This is a genomic window from Klebsiella sp. WP8-S18-ESBL-06 (genome assembly GCF_014169755.1).
Taxonomy (GTDB): domain Bacteria; phylum Pseudomonadota; class Gammaproteobacteria; order Enterobacterales; family Enterobacteriaceae; genus Kluyvera; species Kluyvera ascorbata_B.
This window is the reverse complement of sequence record NZ_AP022256.1, coordinates 4748466-4763979: the sequence shown is the minus strand read 5'-3', so window position 1 is coordinate 4763979 and position 15514 is coordinate 4748466. Positions and strand designations below refer to the sequence as shown.

The window sequence follows — 15514 nt, the reverse complement described above, 5'->3', positions numbered from 1 at the left end:
AGATTGAGCAATCCCTTTATGCGTTTGAACCCCGGACAACAACAAGCCGTCGAATTCGTCACCGGACCTTGCCTGGTGCTGGCGGGGGCGGGTTCCGGTAAAACTCGCGTTATCACCAATAAAATCGCCCATCTGATCCACGCCTGTGGCTATCAGGCGCGGCACATTGCCGCGGTGACCTTTACCAATAAGGCCGCGCGCGAGATGAAAGAGCGCGTAGCGCAAACGCTGGGGCGCAAAGAAGCGCGTGGGCTGATGATTTCCACGTTCCACACCCTGGGGCTGGATATCATCAAGCGTGAATATGCCGCGTTGGGAATGAAGTCGAACTTCTCGCTGTTTGACGATACTGACCAGACCGCGCTGCTCAAAGAGCTGACCGAAGGGCTGATCGAAGATGACAAGGTGGTGTTTCAGCAGCTGATCTCGACGATCTCCAACTGGAAAAACGATCTGATGACGCCAGCGCAGGCGGCGGCCAGTGCGAAAGGCGAGCGCGATCGTATCTTTGCCCACTGCTATAGCCTGTACGATGCGCATATGAAGGCGTGCAACGTGCTGGACTTTGACGATCTGATCCTGCTGCCGACGCTGCTATTGCAGCGCAATGAAGAAGTGCGCGAGCGCTGGCAAAACAAAATTCGCTACCTGCTGGTGGATGAGTACCAGGACACTAACACCAGCCAGTATGAGCTGGTGAAACTGCTGGTGGGGCAGCGCGCCCGTTTTACCGTGGTGGGTGATGACGATCAGTCTATCTACTCGTGGCGCGGCGCGCGTCCGCAGAACCTGGTGCTGTTGAGCCAGGATTTCCCGGCGCTGCGGGTCATCAAGCTGGAGCAGAACTACCGTTCGTCCGGGCGTATTCTGAAGGCGGCCAACATTCTGATCGCGAACAACCCACACGTGTTTGAAAAGCGTCTGTTCTCCGAACTGGGCTACGGACCGGAGCTGAAGGTACTGAGCGCTAATCATGAAGAGCACGAGGCGGAGCGCGTCACCGGTGAGCTGATCGCCCACCACTTTGTGAACAAAACGCAGTATAAGGATTACGCCATCCTTTACCGTGGCAACCACCAGTCGCGGGTGTTTGAAAAATTCCTGATGCAGAACCGCATCCCGTACAAAATTTCCGGCGGCACGTCGTTTTTCTCGCGCCCGGAAATTAAAGATCTGCTGGCTTATCTGCGCGTGCTGAGCAACCCGGATGACGACAGCGCGTTCCTGCGTATCGTCAACACGCCGAAACGCGAGATCGGCCCCGCGACGCTGCAAAAGCTCGGCGAATGGGCGATGACCCGTAACAAAAGCCTGTTTACCGCCAGCTTCGATATGGGGCTGAGTCAGACGCTCAGCGGGCGTGGCTATGAATCGCTGACCCGCTTTACCCAGTGGCTGGGGGAAATTCAGCGCCTGGCAGAGCGTGAGCCGATTGCCGCCGTACGCGATCTTATTCACGGCATTGATTACGAATCCTGGTTGTTTGAAACCTCGCCTAGCCCGAAAGCCGCCGAAATGCGTATGAAAAACGTCAACACGCTGTTCAGCTGGATGACGGAGATGCTCGAAGGCAGCGAGCTGGAAGAGCCGATGACCCTCACGCAGGTGGTTACCCGCTTTACCCTGCGCGATATGATGGAGCGCGGTGAAAGTGAGGAAGAGCTGGACCAGGTACAGCTAATGACCCTGCACGCCTCAAAAGGGCTGGAGTTTCCTTATGTCTTCCTGGTTGGCATGGAGGAGGGGCTGTTGCCGCACCAGAGCAGCATCGATGAAGATAACGTCGACGAAGAGCGTCGCCTGGCCTATGTGGGCATTACCCGCGCGCAGAAAGAGCTGATTTTTACCCTGTGCAAAGAGCGCCGTCAGTATGGTGAGCTGGTGCGTCCGGAGCCGAGCCGTTTCCTGCTGGAACTGCCGCAGGATGATGTCATTTGGGAGCAGGAGCGGAAGGTCATTACCGCCGAAGAGCGGATGCAGAAAGGGCAGAGCCATCTGGCAAACCTGAAAGCCATGATGGCGGCAAAGAAAGCGAAATCGTAGGCCGGATAAGCGTCAGTGCCATCCGGCAATGCGATGAACTTTAGCGTACTTCCAGCGGCCAGTGGATATAGCTTTGCCACTGGCGCTCTTGTTCCACCATCTCACGCCCGAGCGGGTGCGCGTCCAGCCAGCCATCCGGCAGGGTGACCGTCAGATTGTCGCCGTCGGCGGTAAGCGTAATGTCTGGCAGAAGGTCGTCGCGGCGACGGCTGGCAAACAGAATCGCCAGGCGCAGCAGACGACAGAGGTGCTCGGCTACGCGCGGCGGTACGGCGTTCTGCTGGTGCAGCGACGGCAGGTTGACGGCGCTGGTCTGGTTAAGCAGCAGCGTCGCAAGCAGCTTTTTCTGTGCAGGCGTGAAGCCCGGCAGATCGAGGTTACGCACCAGATAGGCGGCGTGCTGCGGCGCTTGTTTGAAATCGACGCTGAGGCCAATCTCGTGCAACGCACAGGCGCTGAGCAGAAGTTCGCGGCTCAGCGGCTCCAGTTCCCAGCTTTTAGCGACCTGATCGGCAAAATTCGCTGCCAGATGTTCCACACGGCTGGCCTGTTCAATATCAACCATAAAACGGCGCTGAATATTGCGCAGCGTGCGGCTGCGGATATCTTCATCGACCGCCAGATGCAGCATGCCGTAGACCAGCCCTTCGCGCAGTGCGCCGCCGGCTAGCGTCATGCACTGGATATTCAGTTCGGTGAAAATGGCAATAAGGATGGCTAGCCCGCTTGGGAAAACCAGCGCCCGCTCCAGCGTCAGCCCTTCAATTTCCAGCTCTTCCAGACGGCCGCATTGAATCGCGCGCTGTTTCAGCTGCTGCAGCTTAGCGAGGGTGATGCGTTCATCCATTCCCTGCGCCATCATAATTTCTTGTAATGCCTGAACCGTACCGGAGGCACCAACGCAGACCTTCCAGCCGTGATGACGCAGCTCATCGGCGACCGGTTTCAGCACGTCGCGGGCGGCGCGTTCGGCTTCATCGAAATGTTCCTGCGCGAGGTTGCGGTCGGTGAAGTAGCGCTCAAGCCAGGTCACGCAGCCCATCGACAGGCTGAACAGCGAGGTGGTTTGCGCGCCGGTGCCGGTGACCAGTTCGGTGCTGGCACCGCCGATATCGACCACTAAACGACGATCGTCGCCGCCGGTGGTGTGCGCCACGCCCTGATAAATCAGGCGCGCTTCTTCTTCGCCGCGGATAACCTGCACCGGGCAACCGAGAATGTCCTGCGCTTTGGCAATGAAGACATCGGCATTAACGGCCAGACGCAGCGTTGCGGTTGCGACGATGCGGATTTGCGTCGGGGGAATATCCTGTAGCCGTTCGGCGAACAGGCGCAGGCACTGCCAGCCCCGCTCCATGGCTTCCGTCGACAGGATGTTATCCTGGCTCAGCCCGGCGGCCAGACGCACTTTACGCTTGATGCGGGTGAGCGTCTGGATGCTTCCCGCCACCTCGCGCACAATCAGCATATGAAAACTATTGGAACCGAGATCGATAGCTGCATATAGCGAGGTGGAAGTGAGCATAGCGTTTCTTTAACCTGAACGACGACGATTACGTGGCGCGCCTGAACGACGCGGGCCGTTACCCTGACGAACGCGCGTCAGACGCAGCGGCTTCGGCAGTTCGGTTAACAGCGCATCCGGATTGTACTTACTGACCGGAATAGAATGACCGGTGTAGGCTTCAATGGCCGGCAGGTTCAGCGCATACTCTTCACATGCGAGGCTGATCGAGTGACCGCTAGCGCCCGCGCGACCGGTACGGCCGATACGGTGAACGTAATCTTCGCAATCATCCGGCAGGTCGTAGTTAAAGACGTGCGTTACGGCTGGGATGTGCAGACCACGCGCTGCGACGTCGGTTGCGACCAGAATATCGAGATCGCCACGGGTGAATTCTTCGAGAATACGCAGGCGTTTTTTCTGTGCAACGTCACCGGTCAGCAGACCAACGCGGTGACCATCGGCTGCCAGGTGGCCCCAGATGTCTTCACAGCGGTGCTTGGTGTTGGCGAAGATGATCGCGCGGTCAGGCCACTCTTCTTCCAGCAGCGTTTGCAGTAAACGCATTTTCTCTTCGTTGGAAGGGTAGAACAGCTCTTCTTTAATACGGTGACCCGTTTTCTGCTCTGGTTCGACTTCCACGTATTCGGCGTTGTTCATTTGCTCGAACGCCAGTTCACGTACGCGATAGGACAGGGTGGCAGAGAACAGCATATTCAGGCGTTGGGTAGCCGGCGGCATGCGGCGGAATAGCCAACGAATGTCTTTAATAAAGCCGAGATCGTACATGCGATCGGCTTCGTCCAGCACCACCACCTGAATCGCGCCCAGGTTGATGTGGTTCTGTTTTGCATAATCAATCAGACGACCGGTGGTGCCGATAAGAATATCGACGCCGCTTTCCAGCACTTTCAGCTGTTTGTCATAGCCGTCACCGCCGTAGGCCAGGCCCAGTTTCAGGCCGGTTGCCTGAGCCAGCGGCTCGGCATCAGCGTGAATCTGTACCGCCAGCTCACGGGTTGGCGCCATAATTAAGGCGCGCGGTTGATTCACCTGGCGGTCAGCAACTGCCGGGTGAGAAAGAAGATAATGAAACGTTGACGTCAGGAACGCCATCGTTTTTCCGGTACCGGTTTGCGCCTGTCCAGCCACATCACGTCCAGCAAGCGTCAGCGGCAAAGCCAGCGCCTGAATGGGCGTGCAATTATAAAACCCTTTGGTTTCAAGGGCTTCAACCACTTTAGGGTGCAGGGCGAAGTCGGAAAACTTCTGTTCAGTTAAATGTGTTTTGCTCATAGTGTGGTAGAATATCAGCTTACTATTGCATTAAGAAAGCGTATCCGGTGAAATAACGTCAACCTTTGTTGGCGAAGTCAACATCAACACCTCGTTGGTTAATGCTACACCAACACACCAGGCTTATTCCTGTGGAGTTAAATATGAGCGATAAAATTATTCACCTGACTGACGACAGTTTTGACACGGACGTACTCAAGGCTGACGGGCTGACACTCGTCGATTTCTGGGCAGAGTGGTGCGGTCCGTGCAAAATGATCGCCCCGATTCTGGATGAAATCGCTACGGAGTATCAGGGTAAACTGACCGTTGCGAAACTGAACATCGATCAGAACCCGGGCACTGCACCGAAGTATGGCATCCGCGGTATCCCTACGCTGCTGCTGTTCAAGAATGGCGAAGTGGCTGCAACCAAAGTTGGCGCGCTGTCTAAAGGCCAGCTGAAAGAGTTCCTCGACGCCAACCTGGCGTAAGTTATTCTCCTCGGGCGTCCCGTGTTCTTAATTTAAGCAGAACTCTGGACGCCCGGCTTTAGTCGTGCTAAGTTAAGTTTGACTTCGTTTTAAACATACCTTGTTTGAATCTTGTTTGACCCAAACCTCCCGTCGCGTTTAGCCACGTTCAGAGGTTGAAAAATTCCAGGCTTGTCACTCTTTCCGTCTTGTCGTTTCAGTTCTGCGTACTTTCCTGTGACCAGGCAGCGAACAGACATGAGTTGATGGCCGTAAACAGGCACGGATGACCCTGCCATACCATTCACAAATTAAGTTCGAGATTTACCCCGAGTTTAAGAACCCACACCATTATGAATCTTACCGAATTAAAGAATACGCCGGTTTCTGAGCTGATCACTCTCGGCGAAAATATGGGGCTGGAAAACCAGGCTCGTATGCGCAAGCAGGACATTATTTTTGCCATCCTGAAGCAGCACGCGAAGAGTGGCGAAGATATCTTTGGCGACGGTGTGCTGGAGATACTGCAGGATGGATTTGGTTTCCTCCGCTCCGCAGACAGCTCCTACCTCGCCGGCCCTGATGATATCTACGTTTCCCCCAGCCAAATCCGTCGTTTCAACCTCCGCACTGGTGACACCATCTCTGGTAAGATTCGTCCTCCGAAAGAGGGTGAGCGTTACTTTGCGCTGTTGAAAGTTAATGAAGTTAACTACGACAAGCCGGAAAACTCGCGCAACAAGATCCTGTTCGAGAACTTAACCCCGCTGCACGCAAACTCTCGTCTGCGTATGGAGCGCGGCAACGGTTCTACCGAAGACTTAACCGCTCGCGTACTGGATCTGGCCTCGCCGATCGGTCGCGGCCAGCGTGGTCTGATCGTGGCACCGCCGAAAGCCGGTAAAACCATGCTGCTGCAGAACATCGCGCAGAGCATCGCTTACAACCACCCAGACTGCGTGCTGATGGTGCTGCTGATTGACGAACGTCCGGAAGAAGTGACCGAGATGCAGCGTCTGGTGAAAGGTGAAGTTGTCGCTTCTACCTTCGACGAACCCGCATCTCGCCACGTTCAGGTTGCGGAAATGGTTATCGAGAAAGCGAAACGTCTGGTTGAACACAAGAAAGACGTTATCATTCTGCTCGACTCCATCACCCGTCTGGCACGTGCGTACAACACCGTCGTTCCGGCTTCAGGTAAAGTCCTGACCGGTGGTGTGGACGCCAACGCCCTGCACCGTCCGAAACGTTTCTTCGGTGCGGCACGTAACGTGGAAGAGGGCGGCAGCCTGACCATCATCGCGACGGCGCTGATCGATACCGGCTCTAAAATGGATGAAGTTATCTATGAAGAGTTTAAAGGTACCGGCAACATGGAACTGCACCTCTCTCGTAAGATTGCGGAAAAACGCGTCTTCCCGGCTATCGACTACAACCGTTCTGGTACCCGTAAAGAAGAGCTGCTCACCACGCCTGAAGAGCTGCAGAAAATGTGGATCCTGCGCAAAATCATCCATCCAATGGGCGAGATCGATGCGATGGAGTTCCTCATCAACAAACTGGCAATGACCAAAACCAACGACGATTTCTTCGATATGATGAAACGCTCGTAAGATTCGGTTTTTTGCCGACAAACGCCACACAATTGTGTGGCGTTTTTGTTTTTAGGAGTTTCGCCGATAGGGCTACGCTTTTTTTTCACGGACAATTGCGGTTTACGGCTACAATAATAGCTAGTTCGCAAAATCGGTTATAAATCAGGCGAGTTTCCCCAATATTCGTCAGCCTTGCTCTTCTGATGAGTTGCTATCGTGGGTATACTTTCGCTACTAATATTCGCAGCGAGTATAAATTGTGAGTTTACTGACCGTCGGTACTGACTTGCTCAGTATCTTTTTGTTCACCACCGTGTTTCTTTTTTTCGCCCGTCGGGTGGCAAAAAAGATCGGTTTGGTGGATAGACCTAATTTTCGTAAACGTCACCAGGGGATTATCCCGCTTGTGGGCGGCATCTCTGTGTATGCCGGGATCTGCTTAACTTTTGCGATTGCCAATTACTATATACCTCACGCCTCACTGTATCTCGCCTGTGCTGGCGTGCTGGTACTGGTGGGGGCGCTAGACGACCGCTACGATATCAGTGTCAAAATTCGCGCCACCATCCAGGCGCTGATTGGCATCATCATGATGACCGCTGGCGGCCTCTATTTGCGCAGCCTGGGCTACATCTTTGGCTCATGGGAGCTGGTGCTCGGCCCGTTTGGCTTCTTCCTGACGCTGTTTGCGGTGTGGGCCATCATCAATGCATTCAACATGGTTGACGGTATCGACGGGCTGCTTGGCGGCCTGTCGAGCGTCAGCTTTGGCGCAATTGGTCTTATTCTGTGGTTTGATGGGCAGACGAGCCTGGCGATGTGGTGTTTCGCGATGATTGCCGCCATTCTGCCTTATATCATGCTGAACCTGGGCGTACTGGGGCGTCGCTATAAAGTGTTTATGGGCGATGCCGGCAGTACGCTGATCGGCTTCACGGTCATCTGGATCCTGCTGGAAACTACCCAGGGTACGCATCACCCGATTAGCCCGGTGACTGCGCTGTGGATTGTGGCGATCCCGCTAATGGATATGGTCGCCATCATGTACCGCCGACTGCGTAAAGGCATGAGCCCGTTCTCGGCTGACCGTCAGCACATCCACCATCTGATCATGCGTGCAGGCTTTACCTCTCGTCAGGCTCTGGTCCTGATCACGCTTGCCGCTGCGCTGCTTGCGGGTATCGGCGTGGCCGCCGAATACACGCGCGTTGTGCCAGAATGGGCCATGCTGATACTGTTCCTGATGGCTTTCGGTCTTTATGGCTACTGCATCAAGCGAGCCTGGAAAGTGGCGCGCTTTATTAAACGCGTGAAGCGCAGAATGCGCCGGAACAGTGAAAAAAATCCAAAATTAACCAAGTAAAACTGGGGTAGTAATGACACAACCATTACCGGAAGCACAGTCAGCAAGTGCGGAGAATGAACTGGATATTCGTGGCCTGTTTCGCGCGTTGTGGTCGGGGAAACATTGGATTGTCGGCCTTGCGGTGCTGTTTGCCGCCGTGGTGCTGATTTATACCTTTTTTGCCCGGCAGGAATGGAGCACCACGGCGATCACCGATCGGCCAACGGTCAATATGCTGGGTGGCTACTATTCTCAGCAGCAGTTCCTGCGCAATCTGGACGCGAAGGTCAACCCGACGACCGCGACGCCGCCTTCGGTGATGGATGAAGTCTACAAAGAGTTCATCATGCAGCTGGCCTCCTGGGACACCCGCCGTGACTTCTGGTCGCAGACCGACTATTACAAACAGCGGATGGTGGGGAATTCCCGCGCCGATGCGGCGCAGCTGGATGACCTGATTAACGATATTCAGTTTACTCCCGGCGATGCACAAAAGAGCGTGAGCGACAGCATTAAGCTGACGGCGGAAACCGCCGCAGATGCCAATAACCTGCTGCGCCAGTACATCGCGTTTGCCAGCGAACGTGCAGCAGGACATCTGAACGATGAACTCAACGGCGCCTGGGCTGCGAGAACGATTCAAGTGAAAGCGCAGGTGAAGCGTCAGGAAGAGGTTGCCCAGGCGATTTTCAACCGCCGTCTGCATAGCATTGAAGCGGCGCTGAAAATTGCGCAGCAGCACAATATTAACCGCAGCGTGACGGACGTTCCGGCCGATGAGTTACCGGATTCCGAGCTCTCTTTACTGGGTCGTCCAATGCTGCAGGCGCGTCTGGAAAACCTGCAGGCCGTGGGGCCGACGTTTGACCTCGATTACGATCAGGGCCGGGCGATGCTGACGACCCTCAACGTAGGGCCGACGCTGTCGAAAAGTTTCCAGACTTACCGGTATTTGCGTACGCCTGAGGAGCCGGTAAAACGTACCAGCCCGCGGCGCGTATTCCTGATGGTCATGTGGGGCATCGTCGGCGCATTGGTGGGTGCCGGGGTGGCATTGGCGCGTCGTCGCACGTAGTAAATACCCATCAATGATGAAGGGCGATGGGCCTGGTTCATCTATAGAAGAGAATCGATGTGAAAGTTCTGACTGTATTTGGCACACGTCCGGAGGCGATCAAAATGGCGCCTCTGGTCCATGCGCTAGCAAAGGATCCTCATTTTGAGGCAAAAGTATGCGTCACCGCACAGCATAGGGAAATGCTTGATCAGGTGCTACACCTCTTCTCCATCGTTCCGGACTATGACCTCAACATCATGAGTCCAGGACAGGGTTTGACCGAAATAACCTGTCGTATTCTGCAGGGGTTAAAGCCGGTTCTGGAATCCTTTAAGCCGGACGTCGTGTTAGTGCACGGTGACACGACGACCACGGCCGCCGCTAGCCTGGCGGCCTTTTATCAGCGTATTCCCGTTGGTCATGTGGAAGCGGGCCTGCGCACCGGCGATCTTTACTCGCCGTGGCCGGAAGAAGCCAACCGTACGCTTACCGGGCATCTGGCGATGTATCACTTTGCGCCAACTGAAAACTCGCGCCAGAACCTGCTGCGAGAGAATCTGTCGGACACGCGTATTTTCGTCACCGGCAATACGGTGATTGATGCCCTGTTCTGGGTGCGCGATCGGGTGATGGGCGACGAGGCGCTGCGCGCCGATCTCGAGCAGCGCTACCCGTTCCTGAACAATGGCAAAAAGATGATTCTGGTTACCGGCCATCGCCGCGAAAGCTTTGGCCAGGGCTTTGAACAAATCTGTCACGCGCTGGCTGAAGTCGCGGCGTCGAACCCGGACGTGCAGATTGTTTATCCGGTACACCTGAACCCGAACGTCAGTGAACCGGTGAACCGCATTCTGGGCCATATTGATAATGTGATACTGATCGAACCGCAGGACTATCTGCCGTTCGTCTGGCTGATGAATCACGCCTGGCTCATTCTGACCGACTCTGGCGGTATTCAGGAGGAAGCCCCGTCGTTGGGCAAGCCGGTACTGGTAATGCGCGAAACCACCGAACGGCCGGAGGCGATTGATGCCGGTACGGTGCGCCTGGTGGGCACGGATAGCCAACGCATTGTGGACGAAGTCACGCGCCTGCTGCGCGATGATGAAGAATATCAAAGGATGAGCCGGGCCCATAACCCCTACGGGGATGGCCGGGCATGCGAACGTATTTTAGCTGCATTAAAAAATAATCAGGTAACGCTATGAGTTTTTCAATCCTCTCGGTGATCGGTCTGGGCTATATCGGCCTCCCTACTGCGGCAGCCTTTGCCTCGCGGCAAAAACAGGTGGTGGGCGTAGACATTAATCAGCACGCGGTGGACACCATCAACCGCGGTGAAATTCATATTGTCGAACCCGATCTCGACAGGGTCGTTAAAACGGCGGTGGCCGACGGATATTTGCGTGCGACCACCGTACCAGAAGCCGCCGATGCTTACCTGATTGCCGTGCCGACGCCGTTTAAAGGCGACCACGAGCCGGATATGGTTTACGTGGAGGCCGCCGCGCGCTCCATTGCGCCGGTGCTGAAAAAAGGGGCGCTGGTTATTCTCGAGTCGACCTCTCCGGTAGGCGCAACCGAGCAGATGGCCGGTTGGCTGGCTGACATGCGCCCTGACCTGACTTTCCCACAGCAGGTGGGCGAGCAGGCGGATATCAACATCGCCTATTGTCCGGAGCGCGTGCTGCCGGGTCAGGTGATGGTCGAACTGATTAAAAATGACCGCGTGATCGGCGGGATGACGCCGGTGTGTTCCGCGCGCGCCAGCGAGTTGTATAACATTTTCCTTGAAGGTGAATGCGTGGTGACCAACGCCCGCACCGCCGAGATGTGCAAACTGACGGAAAACAGCTTCCGCGACGTTAACATCGCTTTTGCTAACGAACTGTCGCTGATTTGCGCCGATCAGGGGATTAACGTCTGGGAATTGATTCGCCTTGCTAACCGCCACCCGCGCGTCAATATCCTCCAGCCGGGCCCGGGCGTGGGCGGCCACTGTATCGCCGTCGACCCCTGGTTTATCGTGGCGCAGAACCCGGACCAGGCGCGCCTGATCCGCACCGCGCGCGAAGTGAACGATCACAAGCCGTTTTGGGTTATCGACAAGGTCAAAGCCAACGTCGCCGACTGCCTGGCCGCCAGCGACAAACGCGCCAGCGAATTGAAAATTGCCTGCTTCGGGCTGGCCTTTAAACCCAATATTGACGACCTGCGCGAGAGCCCGGCCATGGAGATCGCCGAGCTGATCGCCCAGTGGCACAGCGGCGAAACGCTGGTGGTGGAGCCGAATATTCATCAACTGCCGAAAAAGCTCGAGGGACTGTGCTCGCTGGTATCGCTAGAACGCGCGCTGGCCAGCGCCGACGTGATCGTCATGCTGGTTGACCATACCCAGTTTAAAGCGATCGGTAGCGAAGCGATTACCCAGCAGTACATCGTTGATACGAAAGGAGTCTGGCGTTGAAACGGATTCTGGTTACCGGCGGCGCGGGCTTTATTGGCTCCGCAGTCGTTCGCCATATCATTAGCCAGACGTCGGACAGCGTGGTGGTGGTGGATAAGCTCACCTATGCTGGCAATCTGGCCTCGTTGGCACCGGTGGCGCAGGATGCGCGCTTTGCCTTTGAACAGGTTGATATCTGCGATCGCCCGGCGCTGGACCGTATTTTTGCGCACTACCGCCCGGACGTCGTGATGCACCTGGCGGCGGAGAGCCACGTCGATCGGTCTATCGATGGCCCGGCGGCGTTTATTGAAACCAATATTGTCGGCACCTACACGCTGCTGGAAGCCGCACGTGGCTGGTGGTCGACGTTGGATGACGCGGGCAAGTCGGCGTTCCGTTTCCACCATATTTCCACCGATGAAGTGTATGGCGATCTGCATTCAACGGATGATTTCTTTACCGAAACCACGCCGTATGCGCCTAGCAGCCCTTACTCCGCATCAAAAGCCAGCAGTGACCATCTGGTGCGCGCCTGGCTGCGTACCTACGGCCTGCCGACGCTGATTACCAACTGCTCAAATAACTACGGCCCGTATCACTTCCCGGAAAAACTGATCCCGCTGACGATTCTTAATGCGCTGGCCGGCAAGCCGCTGCCGGTGTACGGCAACGGACAGCAGATTCGCGACTGGCTGTACGTCGACGATCACGCGCGCGCGCTTTACCTTGTCGCCACCGAAGGCGGCATCGGTGAAACCTACAATATCGGCGGTCACAACGAGCGTAAAAATATTGAGGTGGTCGAGACCATCTGCACGCTGCTGGAAGAGCTGGTGCCGAACAAGCCGCAGGGTATTGCGCATTACTATGACCTGATTACCTTTGTCGCCGATCGTCCCGGCCACGATTTACGCTACGCCATCGATGCGGCGAAAATCGCCCGCGAACTGGGCTGGATGCCGGAAGAGACGTTTGAAAGCGGCATGCGTAAAACGGTGCAGTGGTATCTCGCTAATGAAAGCTGGTGGCAGCAGGTACTGGACGGCAGCTACCAGGGCGAGCGTTTAGGTCTGAAGGGCTAATCTCCCCAAGGAGGACAAGCAATGAAAGGCATTATTCTTGCCGGCGGCTCAGGCACGCGCCTGCATCCGATCACCCGCGGCGTGTCGAAACAGCTGCTGCCGATTTACGATAAGCCCATGATTTACTACCCGCTGTCGGTGCTGATGCTGGCGGGTATTCGTGAGATTCTGATCATCACCACGCCGGAAGATAAGAGCTACTTCCAGCGCCTGCTGGGCGACGGGAGCGAGTTTGGCATTTCGTTACAGTATGCTGAACAACCAAGCCCCGACGGTCTGGCGCAGGCGTTTATCATTGGCGAAACCTTCCTGAACGGCGAGCCGTCTTGCCTGGTGCTTGGCGATAATATCTTTTTCGGCCAGGGCTTCAGCCCGAAGCTGCGTAACGTGGCAGCGCGCAGCGAAGGCGCGACGGTGTTTGGCTACCAGGTCATGGACCCGGAACGTTTTGGCGTGGTGGAGTTTGACGATAACTTTCAGGCACTGTCGCTGGAAGAGAAACCGAAGCAGCCGAAATCAAACTGGGCGGTGACCGGGCTCTATTTCTACGATAGCAACGTGGTGGAGTACGCCAAACGCGTGAAGCCTTCTGAGCGCGGTGAACTCGAGATCACCTCGATTAATCAGATGTATCTGGATGACGGCAAGCTGACCGTGGAACTGCTGGGCCGTGGTTTTGCCTGGCTGGATACCGGCACGCACGACAGCCTGATTGAAGCGAGTATGTTCGTACAGACGGTCGAAAAGCGGCAGGGTTTTAAAATTGCCTGTCTGGAAGAGATCGCCTGGCGCAACGGCTGGCTCGACGATGAAGGCGTAAAACGCGCCGCCGCCGGGCTGGCGAAAACCGGTTATGGCCAATACCTGCTGGAGCTGCTCCGTGCCCGTCCGCGCCAATATTGACCCCCTTGTGTGGGAAAATCAGTTTTTCGGCGTGAACAGCGCCATTGTTCGCTTTGCCGATGACGCGCCGTCGCTGACCGCCGAACGGCTGGCGGGCTGGTCGCGCGTGCAGGCCAAAATTGCCGCGCACCAGGTGGCGCAGCTGGATGCGCTGCAGGCGCTGGGCTTTCAACTGGTGGAAGGTGAAGTCGATTTGGCGCTGCCCGTCACGCCGGTGACCTGCCCGCAGGCGCAGGTGGCCAGCGAGTCGGATATCCCGGAATTACGGGCGCTGGCGGCACAGGCGTTTGCGTTAAGCCGCTTTCGTGCGCCGTGGTACGCCGCCGACGCCAGCGGCCGTTTCTACGCGCAGTGGATAGAAAATGCGGTCAAAGGCACCTTTGATAATCAGTGTCTGGTGTTTCGCGATGAACAGGGTGCTATCCGCGCCTTCGTTTCCCTACGAGAATTAAACGCCTGCGACGCGAGAATCGGCCTGCTGGCCGGGCGCGGCGCGGGCGCAGAATTGATGCAGGCCGCAATACGCTGGGCGTATACTCGCGGCCTGACGACGCTTCGGGTGGCCACGCAGGCCGGCAATACCGCAGCACTTCAACGCTATATTCACAGCGGCGCTAACGTGGTTAGCACCGCGTACTGGCTATACAGGTGACACCATGATTCCATTTAACGCCCCACCGGTTGTGGGTACTGAACTCGATTACATGCAATCCGCGATGGGCAGCGGCAAACTGTGCGGCGATGGCGGCTTTACCCGCCGCTGCCAGCAGTGGATGGAGCAGCGCTTCGGTAGCGCCAAAGTCCTGCTGACGCCGTCCTGCACTGCGTCGCTGGAGATGGCAGCAATCCTGCTGGATATCCAACCGGGCGATGAAGTGATTATGCCGAGCTACACCTTCGTCTCTACCGCCAACGCCTTCGTGCTGCGCGGGGCGAAGATTGTGTTCGTGGATGTGCATAAAGAGACGATGAACATCGATGAGACGCTGATTGAAGCGGCGATCACCGACAAAACGCGCGCCATTGTGCCGGTGCACTACGCGGGCGTGGCCTGTGAAATGGACACCATCATGGCGCTGGCGAAGAAGTACAATCTGTTCGTCGTTGAAGATGCCGCGCAGGGCGTGATGTCGACCTACAAAGGTCGCGCGCTGGGTTCCATTGGCCATATTGGCTGCTTTAGCTTCCACGAAACCAAAAACTACACCGCGGGCGGTGAAGGCGGCGCGACGCTGATTAACGATCGCGCACTGGTTGAACGGGCGGAAATCATTCGTGAGAAGGGCACTAACCGTAGCCAGTTTTTCCGTGGGCTGGTGGACAAATACACCTGGCGCGATATCGGTTCCAGCTATCTGATGTCTGACTTGCAGGCCGCCTATCTGTGGGCGCAGCTGGAAGCCGCAGACCGTATCAACAAACAGCGTCTCTCCCTTTGGCAGCGCTACTACGACGCGCTGCTGCCGCTGGCACACGCCGGGCGTATTGACCTGCCGGTTGTGCCGCAGGAGTGTGGCCATAACGCGCACATGTTTTACATCAAGCTGCGCGATGTTGAAGATCGCGGTGCGCTGATTAACTGGCTGAAGGAGGCGGAGATTCTGGCAGTGTTCCACTACATTCCGCTGCACTCCTGCCCGGCGGGCGAGAAATTCGGTGAGTTCCACGGCGAAGATCGCTACACCACGAAAGAAAGTGAGCGGTTACTACGCTTACCGCTGTTCTACAACCTGTCGCCGGTCGATCAGCGCACGGTTATCAATACGCTACTGAGCTATTTCGCCTGAT

The 15514-nt window shown here is 56.4% G+C and carries 14 protein-coding genes; 12 read left to right on the top strand and 2 right to left on the bottom strand.

Features of this window, described 5'->3' with window-relative positions; genetic code table 11:
* Positions 1-18: 18 nt before the first annotated feature.
* A complete protein-coding gene (gene rep / locus H7R76_RS22760; RefSeq protein ID WP_106929807.1) occupies positions 19-2043 on the top strand; it encodes a DNA helicase Rep in 2025 nt (674 codons plus the stop codon).
* Positions 2044-2083: 40 nt separating this feature from the next.
* On the opposite strand, the gene gppA is transcribed toward rep, so the two are convergent.
* On the bottom strand, positions 2084-3568 hold the full coding sequence (gene gppA / locus H7R76_RS22755) for a guanosine-5'-triphosphate,3'-diphosphate diphosphatase (RefSeq protein WP_182929700.1): 1485 nt from the start codon (positions 3566-3568) through the stop codon (positions 2084-2086).
* A 9-nt stretch (positions 3569-3577) separates the two neighbouring features.
* Positions 3578-4843 (bottom strand): ATP-dependent RNA helicase RhlB, encoded by a 1266-nt coding sequence (rhlB, locus tag H7R76_RS22750; protein WP_106929811.1) that lies wholly within the window; start codon positions 4841-4843, stop codon positions 3578-3580.
* Between the two features lie 143 nt (positions 4844-4986).
* Here rhlB and trxA point away from each other — a divergent pair, with 143 nt between their 5' ends.
* The 11 genes from trxA to rffA all read left to right on the top strand — a co-directional run bounded on the left by trxA (position 4987) and on the right by rffA (position 15513).
* Positions 4987-5316: a thioredoxin TrxA gene (gene trxA, locus H7R76_RS22745; protein WP_106929813.1), complete on the top strand. Its 330-nt coding sequence runs from the start codon at positions 4987-4989 to the stop codon at positions 5314-5316.
* 162 nt (positions 5317-5478) lie between these two features.
* Positions 5479-5562 carry a rho operon leader peptide gene (locus tag H7R76_RS22740; RefSeq protein WP_106929928.1) on the top strand — a complete coding sequence of 28 codons (84 nt, stop codon included), beginning with the start codon at positions 5479-5481 and terminating at the stop codon, positions 5560-5562.
* Between the two features lie 86 nt (positions 5563-5648).
* Positions 5649-6908 carry a transcription termination factor Rho gene (gene rho, locus H7R76_RS22735; RefSeq protein WP_035895778.1) on the top strand — a complete coding sequence of 420 codons (1260 nt, stop codon included), beginning with the start codon at positions 5649-5651 and terminating at the stop codon, positions 6906-6908.
* A 241-nt stretch (positions 6909-7149) separates the two neighbouring features.
* Positions 7150-8253 carry a UDP-N-acetylglucosamine--undecaprenyl-phosphate N-acetylglucosaminephosphotransferase gene (wecA, locus tag H7R76_RS22730; RefSeq protein ID WP_106929815.1) on the top strand — a complete coding sequence of 368 codons (1104 nt, stop codon included), beginning with the start codon at positions 7150-7152 and terminating at the stop codon, positions 8251-8253.
* Between the two features lie 13 nt (positions 8254-8266).
* Positions 8267-9310 carry an ECA polysaccharide chain length modulation protein gene (wzzE, locus tag H7R76_RS22725; RefSeq protein ID WP_182929699.1) on the top strand — a complete coding sequence of 348 codons (1044 nt, stop codon included), beginning with the start codon at positions 8267-8269 and terminating at the stop codon, positions 9308-9310.
* A 59-nt stretch (positions 9311-9369) separates the two neighbouring features.
* The gene (wecB, locus tag H7R76_RS22720) at positions 9370-10500 is read left to right on the top strand and encodes a non-hydrolyzing UDP-N-acetylglucosamine 2-epimerase (RefSeq protein WP_106929819.1); all 1131 of its coding nucleotides are present in this window, start codon (positions 9370-9372) and stop codon (positions 10498-10500) included.
* Positions 10497-11759 (top strand): UDP-N-acetyl-D-mannosamine dehydrogenase, encoded by a 1263-nt coding sequence (gene wecC / locus H7R76_RS22715; protein WP_106929821.1) that lies wholly within the window; start codon positions 10497-10499, stop codon positions 11757-11759. The genes wecB and wecC overlap by 4 nt, the downstream gene beginning before the upstream one ends.
* Positions 11756-12823: a dTDP-glucose 4,6-dehydratase gene (rffG, locus tag H7R76_RS22710; RefSeq protein ID WP_182966558.1), complete on the top strand. Its 1068-nt coding sequence runs from the start codon at positions 11756-11758 to the stop codon at positions 12821-12823. The genes wecC and rffG overlap by 4 nt, the downstream gene beginning before the upstream one ends.
* Before the next feature lie 21 nt (positions 12824-12844).
* The gene (rfbA, locus tag H7R76_RS22705) at positions 12845-13726 is read left to right on the top strand and encodes a glucose-1-phosphate thymidylyltransferase RfbA (protein WP_106929825.1); all 882 of its coding nucleotides are present in this window, start codon (positions 12845-12847) and stop codon (positions 13724-13726) included.
* Entirely contained in the window at positions 13704-14378 is a 675-nt protein-coding gene (rffC, locus tag H7R76_RS22700; protein WP_182929697.1) for a dTDP-4-amino-4,6-dideoxy-D-galactose acyltransferase, read from the top strand. The genes rfbA and rffC overlap by 23 nt, the downstream gene beginning before the upstream one ends.
* 4 nt (positions 14379-14382) lie before the next feature.
* Positions 14383-15513 carry a dTDP-4-amino-4,6-dideoxygalactose transaminase gene (gene rffA / locus H7R76_RS22695; RefSeq protein ID WP_106929829.1) on the top strand — a complete coding sequence of 377 codons (1131 nt, stop codon included), beginning with the start codon at positions 14383-14385 and terminating at the stop codon, positions 15511-15513.
* Position 15514: the final 1 nt, after the last annotated feature.